The organism is Eubacterium sp. AF17-7 (assembly GCF_003461285.1).
GTDB lineage: Bacteria > Bacillota > Clostridia > Lachnospirales > Lachnospiraceae > Eubacterium_U > Eubacterium_U album.
Genome location: NZ_QTWU01000014.1, coordinates 25,719 through 42,469, shown reverse-complemented (window position 1 = coordinate 42,469; position 16,751 = coordinate 25,719). Strand labels below are relative to the sequence as shown.

19 protein-coding genes are annotated in these 16,751 nt (G+C 37.3%); 15 read left to right on the top strand and 4 right to left on the bottom strand.

The window, feature by feature from the left end; genetic code table 11:
* The first annotated feature begins 219 nt into the window (after positions 1-219).
* From DWW96_RS11290 to DWW96_RS11270, 6 genes are all read left to right on the top strand, one after another.
* Positions 220-516, top strand: coding sequence for a helix-turn-helix transcriptional regulator (locus DWW96_RS11290; RefSeq protein WP_117910485.1), 297 nt, complete (start codon positions 220-222; stop codon positions 514-516).
* A gap of 234 nt (positions 517-750) precedes the next feature.
* Positions 751-1,158, top strand: a complete 408-nt coding sequence (locus tag DWW96_RS11285) for a SpaA isopeptide-forming pilin-related protein (protein ID WP_117910484.1) — start codon at positions 751-753, stop codon at positions 1,156-1,158.
* A 9-nt stretch (positions 1,159-1,167) separates the two neighbouring features.
* A complete protein-coding gene (locus DWW96_RS14475; protein ID WP_243003071.1) occupies positions 1,168-1,677 on the top strand; it encodes a prealbumin-like fold domain-containing protein in 510 nt (169 codons plus the stop codon).
* Between the two features lie 133 nt (positions 1,678-1,810).
* Positions 1,811-2,128, top strand: coding sequence for a class B sortase (locus tag DWW96_RS14470; RefSeq protein ID WP_347496360.1), 318 nt, complete (start codon positions 1,811-1,813; stop codon positions 2,126-2,128).
* A 58-nt stretch (positions 2,129-2,186) separates the two neighbouring features.
* Positions 2,187-2,789 carry a Type 1 glutamine amidotransferase-like domain-containing protein gene (locus tag DWW96_RS11275; protein WP_089135587.1) on the top strand — a complete coding sequence of 201 codons (603 nt, stop codon included), beginning with the start codon at positions 2,187-2,189 and terminating at the stop codon, positions 2,787-2,789.
* A gap of 113 nt (positions 2,790-2,902) precedes the next feature.
* Entirely contained in the window at positions 2,903-3,391 is a 489-nt protein-coding gene (locus tag DWW96_RS11270; RefSeq protein ID WP_117890483.1) for a hypothetical protein, read from the top strand.
* A gap of 163 nt (positions 3,392-3,554) precedes the next feature.
* Here the strand turns inward: DWW96_RS11270 and DWW96_RS11265 are convergent, their stop codons facing one another.
* Both DWW96_RS11265 and DWW96_RS11260 read right to left on the bottom strand, forming a co-directional pair.
* Positions 3,555-4,850 (bottom strand): tyrosine-type recombinase/integrase, encoded by a 1,296-nt coding sequence (locus DWW96_RS11265; RefSeq protein WP_004841158.1) that lies wholly within the window; start codon positions 4,848-4,850, stop codon positions 3,555-3,557.
* 86 nt (positions 4,851-4,936) lie between these two features.
* Complete coding sequence (locus DWW96_RS11260; RefSeq protein WP_004841162.1) at positions 4,937-5,566, bottom strand: helix-turn-helix transcriptional regulator; 630 nt, start codon at positions 5,564-5,566, stop codon at positions 4,937-4,939.
* Positions 5,567-5,741: 175 nt separating this feature from the next.
* Here DWW96_RS11260 and DWW96_RS11255 point away from each other — a divergent pair, with 175 nt between their 5' ends.
* From DWW96_RS11255 to DWW96_RS11235, 5 genes are all read left to right on the top strand, one after another.
* Positions 5,742-5,972 carry a helix-turn-helix domain-containing protein gene (locus DWW96_RS11255; RefSeq protein ID WP_002578307.1) on the top strand — a complete coding sequence of 77 codons (231 nt, stop codon included), beginning with the start codon at positions 5,742-5,744 and terminating at the stop codon, positions 5,970-5,972.
* A gap of 144 nt (positions 5,973-6,116) precedes the next feature.
* A complete protein-coding gene (locus DWW96_RS11250) occupies positions 6,117-6,431 on the top strand; it encodes a hypothetical protein (protein ID WP_009243674.1) in 315 nt (104 codons plus the stop codon).
* Between the two features lie 329 nt (positions 6,432-6,760).
* The gene (locus DWW96_RS11245; protein WP_055159449.1) at positions 6,761-8,461 is read left to right on the top strand and encodes a MobA/MobL family protein; all 1,701 of its coding nucleotides are present in this window, start codon (positions 6,761-6,763) and stop codon (positions 8,459-8,461) included.
* Complete coding sequence (locus DWW96_RS11240) at positions 8,445-9,149, top strand: DUF6040 family protein (protein ID WP_004841175.1); 705 nt, start codon at positions 8,445-8,447, stop codon at positions 9,147-9,149. Before DWW96_RS11245 ends, DWW96_RS11240 begins: the two co-directional genes overlap by 17 nt.
* 366 nt (positions 9,150-9,515) lie before the next feature.
* Positions 9,516-10,088, top strand: coding sequence for a hypothetical protein (locus DWW96_RS11235; protein ID WP_005421581.1), 573 nt, complete (start codon positions 9,516-9,518; stop codon positions 10,086-10,088).
* A gap of 487 nt (positions 10,089-10,575) precedes the next feature.
* Here DWW96_RS11235 and DWW96_RS11230 read toward each other — a convergent pair whose 3' ends face one another.
* Positions 10,576-10,812 (bottom strand): DUF6061 family protein, encoded by a 237-nt coding sequence (locus tag DWW96_RS11230; RefSeq protein WP_004841179.1) that lies wholly within the window; start codon positions 10,810-10,812, stop codon positions 10,576-10,578.
* Positions 10,813-11,122: 310 nt separating this feature from the next.
* Between DWW96_RS11230 and DWW96_RS11225 the strand changes: the two genes are divergently transcribed.
* From DWW96_RS11225 to DWW96_RS11210, 4 genes are all read left to right on the top strand, one after another.
* Positions 11,123-11,707, top strand: a complete 585-nt coding sequence (locus DWW96_RS11225; RefSeq protein ID WP_117910483.1) for a GNAT family N-acetyltransferase — start codon at positions 11,123-11,125, stop codon at positions 11,705-11,707.
* Positions 11,708-11,784: 77 nt separating this feature from the next.
* On the top strand, positions 11,785-12,414 hold the full coding sequence (locus DWW96_RS11220) for an alpha/beta hydrolase (RefSeq protein ID WP_117910482.1): 630 nt from the start codon (positions 11,785-11,787) through the stop codon (positions 12,412-12,414).
* A 49-nt stretch (positions 12,415-12,463) separates the two neighbouring features.
* On the top strand, positions 12,464-12,769 hold the full coding sequence (locus DWW96_RS11215) for a hypothetical protein (protein ID WP_117910481.1): 306 nt from the start codon (positions 12,464-12,466) through the stop codon (positions 12,767-12,769).
* A gap of 59 nt (positions 12,770-12,828) precedes the next feature.
* The gene (locus DWW96_RS11210) at positions 12,829-13,644 is read left to right on the top strand and encodes a class I SAM-dependent methyltransferase (RefSeq protein WP_117910480.1); all 816 of its coding nucleotides are present in this window, start codon (positions 12,829-12,831) and stop codon (positions 13,642-13,644) included.
* 606 nt (positions 13,645-14,250) lie between these two features.
* On the opposite strand, the gene DWW96_RS11200 is transcribed toward DWW96_RS11210, so the two are convergent.
* Entirely contained in the window at positions 14,251-16,416 is a 2,166-nt protein-coding gene (locus tag DWW96_RS11200; protein WP_158562698.1) for a CAP domain-containing protein, read from the bottom strand.
* Between the last annotated feature and the right edge of the window lie 335 nt (positions 16,417-16,751).

The following is a 16,751-nucleotide window of genomic DNA, read 5'->3' as shown; positions in this document are numbered from 1 at the left end:
TTCTATTTATTGGTTGTTTAAATATTAAAAAGCATGTTGTATTCAAAAATAAAATTTAAATAAAAAAATAAAGTCTATATGCAATTAAGAAAATAAACTTTGTTTTCCCAATTTGGTTAGGAAGAAAATGTACGAATATTAATATAAAATTTATGAAGAATATTTTTGTAGCAAATAATAAAAATTTATCTGGTATAAATCAGAAAAGAGAGAAAACATATGATTTACAATGTAAAAGAAAGCAGCAGAAGGATTAAAGAACTAAGAAAACAGAAGGAATATACGCAGGAAAGCCTTGCAGATGATATAGGTATTTCGGTAAGAACTTATAGTGGTATTGAATCCGGGGCACATAGTACGAGTATAGATACTTTTGTAGAAATAGCTGAAAAACTAAATGTTTCGCTAGACTATGTGATTTTAGGACAAAGGGAGAATAATTTATCGATTAAGGTAAAAAAGGAAGAACGAGAAATAATTAAAAAATTCTTATATAACATAATTCAAGGTGTTTAGGCTACGCATATGATACGTAGTAAATACGTAAGTAACCACATAAAAAGTAAAAAAAATCAAGTACAGTTATATTGTGATTAAGAAACGTGCACATTTGTTAGTCGAAATACTTATGAAAGAAGGAAATATTTATGTTAAAGATTTTTAATCGTAAAGAAGCCGTTAATGGAGTGATATTCATTAAGTCAATAAAAGATTTGAATATATGGACTTCTAAAGAACAGGGAATACACATTGACTGAAACAAGACCATCTGATGGTTTTGTAACTGCAGATGACATTACATTTGAGATCATTGAAAGCGATAGTGCAAATGGAAAGACGAGGGTGATAATCAAGAACAAGGGAATATCAAATGAGCTACCAGACAATAATGTGGTAATGTATGATGACACAACAAAGGTTGAATTTTCAAAGAAGGACATTACAAACGGAAGGGAACTTTCAGGATGTCACATGCAGGTAACTGATAAGGATACAGGAGTTGTAATGGATGAATGGGTTTCAACGGAAGAAAGCCATGTGATTGAAGGAAAGTATGCCGTTGGTAAGACATATGTTTTAACAGAAAAACAACCAAGAGACGGTTATGCAACTGCAGCAAGCGTTGAGTTTACCGTGGCAGATAATGGCAAGGTCTAGAAGGTAAGCATGATGGATGACACAATAAAGGTTCAGTTTAACAAGACTGCATCAGACACAAAGAAGCAGCTTTGCGGTGCAAAGTACAAGGTGTATGACAGCAAGGGCAGAAAGGTTCATGAATTTACAACCGGCAAGAATGCTGAACTCATTGAAGGAATTTTAAAGGCAGGAGAAACATATACCTTTAAGGAAGTAAGCGCACCAAAGCATTACAAGGTTGCAAAGGATAAGAAAATCAGGATAAAAGACACAGGAAAGCTTCAGAAGCTTACAGTGGTTGATGAAAGAATACCTGAAGTACCAGATACACCACAGACAGGAATAAAGGGAAAGACTGCAGGTATGATGATTTCACTTATCTCATTATTAATGGCACTTGGATGTTTTGCATGCGTGAGAGCAAAGGACAAGTCAATAAACGTGGGAAAACTTAAGGGAGAAAACAAGGAATGCATTGGATATTTGGAAGTGCCTGAAACAACAATAAGTTATCCTGTAATGCAGACAAGGGGATAATCCGGATTATTACTTAAGCCATGACTTTAATAAGAACTATAGCTTTTATGGAACACCATACTTAAGTCCTTACTGTGACTTAAAGAAATCTGATAATATAATTATCTATGGTCATAACATAAACGGTGGAAAAATGTTTGGAGCACTGGAACAGTATAAGGAGAAGAAGTTTTTTGACAAACATAAAAAAATATATTTTACAACAAATCAAAAAAGAGAATATGAAGTGTTTGCTGTTATGAGTGTAAACATAAGGGAATTTGAATATTGGAAGTTTGTAATGGCAAGGGATGAGAAGGACTATGATGAGTTTGTGGAAAAGGTGCTGGAGCATGGCTTGTGGAATATAGGGGAAAAGCCTAAATATGGGGAGCATACGTTGATGTTGTCTACATGTGATAATGGGAAAGGGGACGATTGGAGAATTGTGGTAGTGGGGAAGGAAATATGATATAATGAATCGTAATATTAAGCAAAATACAAATCGCAATTTATAAAGGAGAATATTGATGAACCTATTTTTATGTTCGCACTTTTCAAGTGTAGGAAGTCTGATAAAGGAAGAAATTGAAAATAAAAAAGTCGCATTTATTCCAACAGCTTCGCTGCGTGAAGGCTACACCGGTTATGTCGGCTCGGCTCGAAAATTATTCAAAAAGTTGGGAGCAATCGTAACTGAAATTGATATTTCAACGGAGGCTTATTCAACGATACAGTCTGTTTTTGAAGATGCGGATGTGATATATTTTACCGGCGGAAATTCTTTTTTCCTTATAGACCAGCTCCGTAAAACGGGAACGGATGAGCTGTTGAAGAAAGAATTGGCAAAGGAAAAACTGATGATTGGTGAATCGGCAGGTGCGATTATATGCGCTCCAAGCATCCAATATATCGAGCAAATGGATGAAAAGCCGGAGGACTACTCCCAAGAAGATGATGCAGGGCTTGATTTGATTGATTTCTATGTTCTTCCGCATTATCTTACAGCACCATTTAAGAAAGTTACCGAGAAAATAATGACTGAGTTTTCGGATTTGAATCTATGCCCAATTAACAACCGTCAGGGAATTGTAATTGATGGTGAAGGTTCAAAGGTTATTTGCAAAGACTAATTTGAAAATTCCAGTTTATCTATGCGATGCATTCACATTCCGCATCGCTTGTAGAAACGCGCAACTTCCAATTTTTGAGATTGAGAAATCGGTATTTGTAGGAGGAATGAATCATGTTATTGTTGTTACAGAACGTATTGTATTGTTTATTGTATGTTATGCTGATAAAATGTGCAGTAAAGAACGATGGGCTTAATTGCTTATACTTTTATCCAAAAGAATATATAGAAGAAGCAGAAAAACGCGGAATTGCCAATAAAGAAACGGTTATGAAAAAATCAAAGTGGTTTATGATTCCGTTTTGTGTCATCATATTTGTAGCTCTGATTCTGATTATTTCCATTTGGAATCATGTTACGGATTTTAAAACAGCATATTTTCAATCCTTTCTTTTTCTTGTAATTATGAACTGGTTTGATGGGATTGTGATTGACAGATTATGGGTAGGGCACAGCAAAATCTGGCATATAGAAGGTATGGAAGATGTTTCTTATGTTAAGTCCTGGAAGACAGTACTGATAAAACGAGGAGCGGCTACAGTGGTATACATGCTTGTGGCACTTGTGGTAGCCGGAATCGTGGTATTGATAAGTAAAATATGACAATTCCAATTTTTGAAGCTGAGAAATCGGAATTTGTGGAGAGATTTCCTGAGTTTTCCTTATTTTACAGGCTTTTTAGCCCCTTAGATAGTGAAATGATATGTATTTTCCCTTATTTTTACCCTTGTGAGGAATCCGCAAGGGAAATAAGGGAAATTTTTATTTAAGCGTTGCTCGCTACTTTATCAAGAAGTCTTGCGGAATCCCGCTTTGCTTTTCTTGTTGAGTGAGCGTAAATGTTCATTGTGGTACTGACATCGGAATGTCCTAACAGTTCCTGTACATCTTTCGGAGCAGCTCCATTCGAGAGCAGGTTGCTGGTGTAGGTATGTCGTAACTGGTGAAAGTGAAAATCTTCAAATCCTTCCAGCTTTTTTGATACTGACCTGCAAGCAATGCCGAGTGTACTCGGCAGTTCCAGACTGCCATCCGGTCTGAGGCAGACAAAGGATATTTCTTTATAATCTGCCGGGACTTCCTGTGTTCCGTCAAGGTGATAGTATTCATAATACACCCTGTTTTTCACATGCACCTCTTTGTAGTAGTTGCGGTGGTAAAGTTCCCCGTACTGCATCCGGCTTTTCAGTTGTTCCCGTCTTGCTGCTTTCAATATTTCAGTCAGCGTATCTCCAAAATCAACAATCCTTACTTTCTTTCGCTTGGTCGTTCCAATCACATTTTTATGCTTTGCACCGTCGTAACGGATACTTCTTTTAATGGTCAGGCATTGATCTTCAAGGTTGATGTCCTGCCATGTAAGACCACAGGTTTCACCGATGCGAAGTCCTGCATAATATGCAATCTGAATCGGCAGGATCGCAGGTGGATTTTTCTTTTCCAGATACTTGATAAGTCGCTCATAATCCTCATGTGAAATCGGCTGTGTGCCATCTTCGACTTCATCATCGGAAAAGAGGTCAACTTCCTCTGCCTGTTTTTTCAGCTTAATATACTGCATCGGATTGAAACTGATTAACTGTTTTGGAAATACTGCAAAACGGAATGACTGCTGCAACACTGCGGAAAAAGAATGGATATAATCTTTACTGTATCCTTTTCTCACTTTTCCGTCTGGAAATTCGCCACCGAATGTAAGCAGATCAAGAAATGCCTGTAAATGTTCGGCAGTAACTGTTTTCAGTTTACGGTCTGCAATCGGGTGTTTCTTAGTGCAACGGATTGCACTGAGATAATTTTCCACTGTGCCATTACTGAGTGTTCCGGTTTTCAGTTCTTCTTCTGCCCACATGTCCAGAAGTTCACCTACGGTAAGGTTATCTGCTTTTGCAACAAATTTCTTATCTTCGTAATCTTCCAGTGCCTTGCGGAGAAGTTTTTCTGTCTCACTTTTGCTTTCGGTTCCGGCATATTCTTTCTGAACCATTTTGCCGCTTGCGTCCTCTACATAGAAGCGGTAGTACCATTTCTTTCCTTTCTTTCTAACAGATCCTTTTGCCATAATCGTATGTCTCCTTTCGATATCAGACAATCGGAACTGCTGAAATGCTTCTTGCGTGTAAGTATATCATAACTCCGATTATCTTACTATACCGATTCAGAATCCTCGTACATAACTTCGGATAAAAGATTTGCAAGCCGTTGTTCTGCTGTTTCCGGTTTCTTGGAATAGAGCCTTACAATATCTGCCATGTCATTCAATGCGTTGACAGTATGGGTGATCTCCCTGAGAAACATGATCTCGTTATATTCATCATTCGATTCAAACCCCATTACTTTTGCAATGTCCGCTTCTTTGGTATTGCCTTTGTAATTCTTGCAGGCGAACTGGAACGAATCCAAAAACAGTTCATATTGTTTCAACATTAACAGCAGTAGGTCTTTGGAAAAAGCATCTTCTGTTTTCGTAAGGTCAAGAGGTAACTGTTTGAGAATATCCGTCATGGCATCACGAATCTGTAATTCTCTTTTATCCGTAATGTCGGTTTCATATTCGTCCGTTTCCCCTCTGAGCCATTCCACAGATACATGGAGAGCTTCTGAAAGACCTTCCAGCACCATTTTCTTTGTATTGTCAATCGTTCCGGCTTCATATCTCTGAATCGTAGATGCAGTCACACCCATCTTTTCAGCGATATAAGGCTGTGTCAGATTCAATTCTGTACGGCGCTGTTTTGCCCTGCTACCGATCAGCTTGCGTAATTCTTTATCTTTCATGCTGATGTGCCTCCTTTTTCGGTATGTCATTACTATACCACATAACAAACAATATTGCAATATGCAATTAAACAATAAACAATATAATTTCGTAATGCTTGACAAGATGATATAAACACGCTATACTGACAGCACAAAAGAAATTGCATAATGCAATTTATAAGGAGGTGGTCACATGACGCAAAGAAAGATTGCCTTATCTATTGAGGAAGCTGCGGATTATACGGGAATCGGCAGGAACACCCTGAGAAAACTGGTGGAGTGGAAGAAACTTCCGGTATTAAAGGTCGGGAGGAAAGTCCTGATTAAAACGGATATGCTGGAACTTTTCATGGAAGCCAATGAGGGCAGGGACTTAAGGGATAAAGGAAATGTGAAAGCCGTCACAAGAAACGGTTCCACTTAAAAAGGCGGTTCCCGAAGAAACCGCCAAAGGTTTTATCAGACCGAAGCCATGATATACCTACACGCAAGCAGATTATACCATGTACTTCGTCTGACAGACAACAGGAAACTTATGTTTGGAAAAAAAGAAAGGACGATGATATTTATGGCAAGATCAACAAAGAGTTATGAGGAGCGTCTGCTCCAGTTGGAAAAAAGAGAACAGGAAAGCCTTGAAAAAGCGAAACAGTACGCAGCACAGAAACGGGAACTGAAGAAACGTCAGAAAGATGTGGAAACAAAAAAACGAACCCACAGGCTCTGTCAGATTGGCGGTGCGGTGGAATCAGTGATTGGTTCTGCGATTGAGGAAGAAGATATTCCGAAGCTGGTCGGCTTCTTAAAAAGGCAGGAAGCAAATGGGAAATTCTTCTCAAAGGCAATGCAGAAAGAGCCAGTTGCAAATACGGAGGAAGTGTAATGCCGGAGGGAGTGGAGTTTCCATTCCCTTCATTGCTTTTTTATGAAGGGCGCACTTATGGACAACCAGAGGTCGTCCGTATAAGTTTGCCACAGGTGGCAACCGGTCTGCGCTAACGCTTGCCGGGCTCGTTCCGTCGGCGGGCATTTCATGCAGACCTGCTCATGTCGCAGGAGGCACTCTTCGCCAGAGGGGCGCATTCCATGCAGGCTGTTATGCACAGAGCACTCTTACGCAGAGGGCGTTCCGGCAGATACCATTCTCTTTTACAGGAAATGTTAACTGCCGGAAATCAATGCCGGGTACGGCAGAAAGGGGGGAAACGGATCATGGCGATCTTTCATTATACGGTAAAGATTGTCGGACGCAGCAAAGGGAAATCCATCATATCAGCGTCTGCCTATCTCAATGGTGATGTAATGAAAAATGAAGAAACAGGCAGGATCAGTTACTACACTTCCAAAAGAGAAGTTGTTTATACCAGTTTGATGATGTGTGAAAATGCACCGCAGGAATGGCAGAATGTACCTGCCGAAAATATCAAACGGTTTCAGAAATCTGTCCGGTATAAAAGGGCAGACAACAAAGAAGTTGTACTGGAGAAATTCAAACTTACTTTTCAGAAACAGTGCTTATGGAATGAAGTTTTGAAGATTGAGAAAAGTTCAGACGCACAGCTTGGCAGATCGTTTGAGTTCTCACTTCCAAAAGAATGGAATCGACAGGAACAAATTGAATATACAACAGATTATATTCAGAAAAACTTTGTGGACAAAGGCATGTGTGCAGATTGGAGCATTCACGATAAGGGCGACGGAAACCCGCATGTGCATTTACTTGTAACCATGCGTCCCTTTAATCCCGACCACTCATGGGGAAACAAAGAAGTCAAAGACTGGGAGTTTGTCAGAGATACTGACGGAAATATTGTGGTTGATGAATCCCACCCGGACTGGTGGCAGGATAAAAAGAATCCTGACCGTCATGGAATCCGAATTCCGGTATTGGACGAAAACGGTAATCAGAAAGTTGGTGCAAGGAACCGTAAACAATGGAAACGGGTGCTGACCGATGCTACCGGATGGAACAATCCAAAGAATTGTGAATTATGGCGGAGCGAATGGGCGAAAGTCTGTAATGACCATTTATCAGTAGAACAACAGATTGACCACCGTTCCTATGCAAGACAGGGAAAATTAGAAATCCCTACAATCCATGAGGGTGCTGATGCAAGAAAGATTGATGAGAAATTCCAGAGTGGACAGGTGCAGACAGCTTCATGGAAAGTAGAGGAAAACCAGATCATAAAAAGACAAAATGCACTGCTGAAAAAGATACAGACCAGTTTCGGAAAAGTATCTGGTGCATTATCACAGTGGAAGGAGTGGTTAAATGACCTTAGAAGAAAGCCGGGAAGTCATTCCCATGATGGAGTCAATGATAAACCAGATCGAGGAACAGCAGAACCTTATGGCAGAGATGGTACAGGAATTACAGGAACGGGACAGACAGCTTCTGTCCTTTCAGGAGCAGAACCAGAGTTTGCAGATCTTAAACAGCGAGTTATCCGGGCTTCTGAATCTTTTGCCAGATACAGAAGAACTGCTCTCCCAGATCGAACAGCAAAAAGTCAGAATCGAACAGTTGGAAAACGAGAATCAGCAATGGCAGGAATTAACGCAGAAGCTGAACAACGAGAACAGCTTATTACTGACATTAAACAGCAGATAGAGAAAGCGAGGGATATTGATGAACGAATGCGTAAACTTAGAGAACGTCGGGCGGGTGGAAGAACTCCTGGCAATGACGGAACAGATGCAGGACGAACTGGATCAGAAAGACCAGACAATTCTGGAACTGAACAGGCAGCTAAACAGATCGCTGACCTTGAACGAGAAATTGAACAGCGAAAACAGAGCCGAGAATATCGAAGCATTGCGGACAAAATTAAAGCAAACAGAGGAACAATTAACCAGCGAGACAGACAGCAGGAAAAGAGCCGACGCAGAAGTCGTGGCATGGAAATTTAAGTACGAAAAAGCGGAGCAGGCAAAACGCTATGCACAGACACACCAAAAGACGGTAGAGGTGCCTGTCGAGAAAAAAGTGCCTTATGAGAAATGCGATAACTGTGACCGTACTGCTTATCAGAAAGCAAAAGAAAAATGCGATAATCGAAAAATTCAGTTGGAGAAAAAATATAAACAAATGACAACAGGTTATGAAAGCCTTATGTTCCTGTTGGCATGGTACAGCATAGCAACTACACTGTTCACAGCTATCCTTTCTCCGGTTTTTCTTAACGACTGTATCACCTTTTTCGGTACGATTGGTAAAGGAATCATAAACCTGTTTCGAGAATTTGTTACAGGAGCAGATTCTTTCGGACAGTTAAGCAATGGAATCTCAAACAGTATCGTTTCCGGGATTGTGTACTGGCTGATCGCGGCTATTGTTATGGGAATTTTATTCATTATAACGGGATTCCTGATAATTGGGATTGGCTATCAGGTGGGAAAAATCTACCGGAAATATTGTTGGGATATCATCAGCATTATGGTGGCAATAATGAGTACAGCTATCGTAATCTACTTTGGCGAATGGATAAAATCTGTCATTCCGATAAACCTCATTGTACTGTTACTACTTGTATATGTGGTCTATATTGGAATTCGATGTTATGTAAAAGACTGGCGAGAAGAGCGGGGATATTATTAAGAAAAACACAGGGAGATGTCTTTATCTTCCTGTGTTAAAAATGAAGCATTGATTATTTTTATATGAGAGGGATTATCGGACAGACCTATATCGTGTTACAAAGTGTTGTAAAGCCTGCAATTTCGTGATTTTTAAAATTGACCGTTTTATAGGATAGTATAAAAGTTTGTTAGAGAATCTTAAAAATAAACATTAAAATTATATAAATCACCACTATTATAGGATACTATAAAAAATAATTCAAAACAAGTCTTTTATTTTTTTAAAGAGTGATATATATTAAGTGTATACAAAAGCATGCGCATTCTTTTGCATTCTTTTAAAGTTGTCTATAAATCTTAAATTCCTCAAGAAAGGAGGAAAATCATGAAAAAAATTAAACGTTGTATAGCAATTATTTTGTCAATGGTTTTAGGATTTTCGATGTCAACAGTATCTTTTGCTAGTGAAAGGTATAATCAAAATGACAATTCGAAGGGGACTTGTAGTAAAGAAGATGTTGACTTATCCAATGGTGGTTATACTATAATTTATGAAGATGGAGAACTATATATAGTTCCTTCTCAAGAAACACGAATGGGTGGCGGAATTGGATACTGTACTGTAAAAAATAAGACTTTTTCATATTCTATGACAAGAAGTCAAGCAGAGGCAGCTCTTAAAGCAATAAATGTGGGAGAGGGTGCGACTAAAAGTTTAGGGACTTTACTGCTAGCTGCTTTAGGTGGTCCTGTTGGTTCGGTTGTTGGACTCAGTGTTTCTGTAATTCTTAATTTTATCGGCGGAGAGAGTACTTACGTTAGTCATTTAAAATCATTTCTTAATTCGGGTAAATCTGTAGCATATTTTAAGTTTGACACACATTGTGTGAATAGAGGAACTATGTATGGAGATCCAATGTATGATTACGTGGTAGATAACGTAAGAATGACTTATTAAAAAATTGCATGAAAAGAAAGTATTGGGCGTTATTAGTTTTTGCGTTAATAATAGTATTGCAGTGGATTGGATTAGGATTTCATGGTCAAATAAGGTTTATTTTTTTGATAATTATATTAGTTCTAATTGTTTTATTTGCAATATTATTGCGAAAATAGCAAAAGTGATTTGTGAATAGTGAGGTAAAGGAACAAGGTGAAGCCGATACACTTAGGGCAGTCCTTTACGGAACGGACACAGCCAGTACCGCAATGATACATAAGAGGGCTTGAAAGAAGGTCACAAACCTTGCAAGTCCTCTTGTTTATTCTATGTGTCGAGCCCGTCTATGTGTCAGATTGCATTTTCTGATAGACTGTTTCTTTTCGTGACTTATCAAAGAAAGTTCTCCTGTCGGGTATGTTCCAATTGTTTATTTCGGATATAAGCGTCTAATTCACAATTATATTCGTAGAGGCGAAAGACTACTTTGTTCTAAAAGGTATTTCTATATCTCTAATGAATCTTCCGCGTTCACCCACATCTGCAAATTTCCATCAAGATATAATCTTGCATATTCAAGTGGTTCATCAACTGCAAGTGAAGTTAATGCACAGTCTGATCCGGGAGTGGTTTTTAAATTCTTTTCTGCTTCCCAACAATCAATGCGAAGCATATAGCCAGCACTGGTATAAACATCAATACTGTTTCTGTGTGGATTGTATTCTGCAAATATCGTTCTCATCGTATCCTATCTCCTTATCATTCAATCAATCATCAGATACAAAAATCAGAAGCATTTCAATCAGTTCACCATGTCACTTTTATTTTGTGTTATACTGTTTTATATGATTTTCTTGCCCTTGTATTTGCCCTTATCAGAATTCGTAAACACTGATGGGACGATATAACACAAGGGAAAGAATAAGGGAAAGCTCATCTGCGATAAATCCAGTGTTTTCAAGGGTTGGCAGAGAATTTAATAACAAGATATAACAGTTATCAAATCTCTTAAAACAGGTGAAATCTCAATCGAAATTGGTGGAGGAATATCCATGATAAAAGTGGAAAATAAATCAAGGAAAGAAATTGCAGACATTGGCAGAAGAATCGGTGAGGCATTTGCTGATGAAAAAGCCGGAACTGTTACGATGCTCACAAGAGAGCAAACAATAAAAGGCTTTGAGATTATGACGGAATGGTTTTACAGAGCAGGAACTCTGTATACCACATCGGAAATAGGAGAGGGATATCTTGCTTATTGGAGTAAGAGGGCAAAACCTTCAATGGGTCCGACCTTACATATGATCAAGCGACTTTTATGCGAGTTACCGCTTAAGGCACTGATAGCTATGGCACAAAGCGGAGACGAACAGTATGCGAAGATTTTCAAAAAAGAGCATGACTATATTGCAGTATCCATGGTTGTTGTCCTGCGAGAATTTCAGGGGAAAGGATATATGCGCAAGATTTTGGAGCAACCTTTTGCCGAGGCGGACACAAAGGATATTCCCTGTATTCTGGATACTGATACGCCGTTAAAAGTAAAAAAATATACTCGATGTGGAATGGAACTATGTGGCGAGAAAAAATTGAAAAATGGCATTTCACTGTATACGATGGCGTATAATAAAAATTAATATGGATAGTGGAAATGAAATGTTTCAAATGTTGGATGAACTAAGATGATAATTCTAAGTTGTAAAGGTGGAGCATTATGAAGAATATTTTAATTCATGGGCTAGGGCAAAATCATAAAAGTTGGAATGAAACCATCAAATTTTTAGAGATAGATAATATAGATGTTCTTTGTCCTGCACTTTTTAAAATGTCAAGTGGCAATAGCAATGATTATCAAAACATATTTTCTTCTTTCTCTGATTTCTGTAACAATCAGGAAGGAAAACTTAATTTATGTGGACTTTCATTAGGTGGAATATTGGCATTGGATTATGTAAAAAAGTATCCAGAAAAAGTAAACTCTATTATTATCATTGGAACTCCTTATGATATACCCAAAGTTCTTTTCAAAATACAAAGTATGATATTTCACTTCATGCCAGACTCACAATTTAATGATATGGGCTGTTCAAAAAAAGATTTTATTACTTTAGTAAACTCAATGAGCAATCACAATATAAAAAACGGTTTGGATAAAATTAATTGCAAAAGCCTAATATTGTGCGGAAGTAAAGATAAAGCGAATATGAAAAGTGCTAAACAAATTAGTCAGAGTATAAGAAAAAGTGAATTCAAAATAGTTAAAGATTCTTCCCATGAGGTTAATGTTGATAATCCAAAGGAACTTGCACACATAATTTATGATTTTTGGAAGGAATTTCTGTAACGCAACTTCCAATTTTTGAGATTGAGAAATCGGTATTTGTGAGGATAAAATGCAACTTAGAAAATACACAACTTCTGACTGTGGGTATTTGGCTGAATTGTTTTATCATACTATTCATAGTGTAAATGCAAAAGATTATACAAAAGAACAATTAAATGTCTGGGCAACCGGAACAGTGGATTTAAAAGAATGGGATGAATCATTCCTGAAACATCATATGGTAGTTGCAGTTGAGCATAATGAAATCGTTGGTTTCGGTGATATTGATGAATCCGGCTACTTGGACAGATTTCAGTTTAAGAAGTTTATGGGGCTGTCTCCAAGACACGTCAATTTGAATTGTTTATTTTCATAAAATGTGTTATAATCAAGTTAGTTAAAACTAACTAATTATATTGCAAAAAAGGTAAATGTATGAGTGAAAGAATAAAACCTACTATCAGTGGCAGTGCTGAGACAATGCTCCAGAGCTTTTATGCCAGAGCCCAATATTCCAAAAGTAAACATAATAAATTCTATGATGCAAAGGCGGTAGAATTAGTCGACAAAATTGATTATGATTTTTCTACAGCGGCTAGGGATTCTACGATGGGGAAAGGGGTAATTGCTAGAACGGTAGTTTTTGATGAATTAGTAAAGAATTTTATAGAGAAAAATCCTGATTGTACGGTGGTTAATATTGCCTGTGGTCTGGATACGAGATTTTATCGCATGGATAATGGTAAAATCACCTGGTACAATCTGGACCTGCCAGAAACGATAGCAATTCGCAATCAGATTTTCGAGGAATCAGGACGTGTTTCTACGATAGGAATTTCTGCACTTGACCCTGCATGGCCAAAAGAAGTAAAAGTGCGGGGGAAAATGCTTTTTATCATTGAAGGATTATCAATGTATCTGACAGCAGAAGAAAACGGTAAGATATTAAAAATAATAAAGGACAACTTTGATAATGCCTGTATTCTTATGGAATGTCTGGCAAAGGCATGGGTAAAGAAAGAAGGAATAGAAAAATCCATACAGCAAACAGGCTCAAAATTTGTCTTCGGTGCAGATCATTTTGAAGACCTTGGGAATATGACAACAGGGTATCATAAAATAAAAGATGATAATATTCTTCGTGGCATGGAGTTATTTTCATCTGCATACAGACTTTTGGAGTTATTACCGATTGCAAAAAAGGTTACGCAGAAGATTCTGATATTTGAAAAGGACGAACAAAGCATGTGAAAGAGTCTTTATACGTGAATGTAAAACCACACGTCTGATGTTAAAACTGGAATTTTTAAATTTCAAGATAGATAAAGACATAAGAATAGCCGAAGAAGTAAAGGTCAGATAAATAAAAGAGTGTTACGGTGCGGTTATCCAGTGGATAACCCTGAGCAGTAGCAGTGACAAAGCCTGAAGGCTAGATATAGAGGTTTTAGGATTCTTCCTAACAAGAATGCATTTGTATATACAAATGCGTATCTTGCAAAAGACCCAGCCTACATTATTTTGCAGAAAGAAGGTGGACACATGAGCTCAAACAAAAGAGACATTACAAAAATAATACGGTTAAATGGCAGAGAATATCAGATGGTAATGGAAAAATTATAAAAAATAACATATAATTCAATGTCAAAATAGTAACTAAGAGATTTCGGGTAAAAAGATATTTGATTGTAATGGTACAAAAAATCCTTTATGTATACAAGTTTGCAAGCCTTGTATATCATAAAGGATTTTTTAGTAATGATATATTGAAAAATTATATTTTATTAAATATATCATTAGATCATCAAAGTCTCAAAAAATAATTGACTTTTTAATTTGCTTTTATTATAAAGCCTTTTATTTTACTGTTACTTTGCAGACAAATTTTTTCGTACCTGAAATTACTGTAATCTTAGCCTTTCCTTTTTTCAAGGCTTTGATTCTACCGTTTCTGTAGACTTTGACAACTTTTTTGTTTGAGGTTACGTAAGTGATTCTGTCACGACTGTTTATCGGTGTTAGAGTAACTTTAAATTTAAAAGTTTTGCCTTTTTTCAAAGTCAGTTTCTTACAGTTTAGCTTAATCTTTTTAGTAGTAATTTTGCTTGTCTGTGCATCCTGAGACGAAGTCGTTGGAGTTTTTGTAGTTGCCTTAGAAGAAATTTTTGCAAGTGTTACAGAATATACTTTTCCACAAGCACTGCAAGTCTTGGATTTTAATCCGTTTTCTGTGGTTGTAGGTTCTTTTACAACTACATATTCTCCGTAACTATGTCCTGGTGCTTTTATGCTTCTTGTTTTTGATTTTTCACATACAATGCAGGTAAAAGTTGTTACGCCGTTTGCTGTACATGTAGGCTCTTTTGTGACTTTTCCGTCATCCCAAGTATGGTTACCGGTTTTTGTGATGGTCTGACCATATGAAATTGTTTTCTTACAATCAGTGCAATATGTATTTCCTGTATAACCATCTTCGCCACAGGTTGCGTCTTTTTTCTTGCGAATTTCAGTATGCTGATGTCCTGTTGCTGCAATGCTCGCAGTTTTGGTTTTTGCACATATACTACAAGTAAATGTTCGAACACCTTTCGCTGTACAAGTAGGTTCTGTTGTGACCTTTCCGTCATCCCAAGTATGAGTAGTTAATTTTGCAATGGTCTTACCGGATGAAACTTTAGTGCCACAATCAGTACAATATGTATCGCCGGTATAACCGGTTTCGCCACAGGTAGCAGCTTTTTTATTACGAATTTCAGTATGAAGATGTTCTGTTGTTTTTGCAATGTTTTCAGTTCTTGTTTTATTACAAATTCCACAAGTATAAGTTTTTACGCCTGTCTCTGCACATGTAGGTTTTTTAGTGATTACTCCCTTATTCCAACTATGATTTTCTGTTTTTGCAATAGTATTGCCTGATGAAAGTTTAGTTCCACAGTCAGGGCAATATTTATCACCGGTATATCCTTCCTCTTTACAGGAAGCTTCCTTTTGATTTCGAATTTCAGAGTGGAGGTGCTTTGTTGCATCTATGCCAATTTTTTCAATTTTTGTATTATTACAAATAGCGCAGGTATAAGTTCTTTCGCCTTCCACTATACAGGTTGGAACTTTTGTAATTACTCCACCATCCCAATGATTATCACAGTCATGTACAATTATTGTTGCCGAAGTTGTTGATGGCAATCCGTACAGTGATGTGGTTAACGTGGTGGTACCTTCTTTAAGACCTATAATCTTTCCATCACTATAGGTGGCAATGGAAGGATCATCAATGGAAATGGTTGGAGTATCCAGCACAGTTCCAATAGCTCCCCAACTATTTTCAAGATAAATTACAGGTGTAATATTTGGAGTTACTGTTTCTCCTAATTGAAGAATATATGAATCCTGGTCAAAAATTGGCTTGAAACTCTTAAGCCAGCTTTGAGTTACTGAAACAGTAACAGTTTGCCAGCTGTCATTTGCCGGTGTTTCTGTTGTATTAACAGAAGGTCTGTATGCAAATTCCTCTACCCAGTAGTCATAGCCATTGTAAGTTACATGACCAACACCAACGCAATTAAAATCATAACTTAACATATTTCTGCGGTGCCCCTGACCGGCATAAGGTTCAGTATCTTCACGCCATCCTCTATTTACTACTTCTGCAGAAGAATAAAAGTTAGTACTACCTGCTGCAATGTTCTCGCCTGCATACCATGTAGTAATACTTTCTTCAGTATAAATAGTAAAAGGACCTTGACCATTTGGGCGGGTGTGATCGTAGGATAATGCAATTTCTGCTGCACGCTTCATTGCAAGTCGCTCTAAATCATAGTCGTAGACAAGTTCTTTTAAACCGGAATATGCCTCTTGTTTTGTATCAGTTTTATCCCAAGCCCATGCGTCAGTAGGACTGGTTCTCAGTTCATTAATCATATCTAAGATTCTTCGGGCTTCTGTCTGGCCATACTTTACAGATATATTGACCGGAATGATTTCTTCTGCATTTACCTTTGTAGGAATTATCATAAGTAAACTCATAACAAAGGAAAATAGCAGTAATTTTAAAGATGTTTTTTTCATATATTCATCGTTCCTTCCATAAATAAAATATTGTTAAGGAAAAAAGACTTTTCCGATATATAAAATTCATAAATTATCGGGTAATTTATATAATTATATTTTATTACATTTTTTTGCGATTGTATATGACATTTTTGTGTCTTGACACCCTGATTTTTATGTGAAACCTCATAACTAAAAGGTTAAAACTGCATAATTAAGAGAGACTTCTTAAAGGACCATAATTTTTATATAATAAAATCGGCAGAAACTATTAATTAGAGATTGAATATTGGTTTAAGGAGTGTCGATAA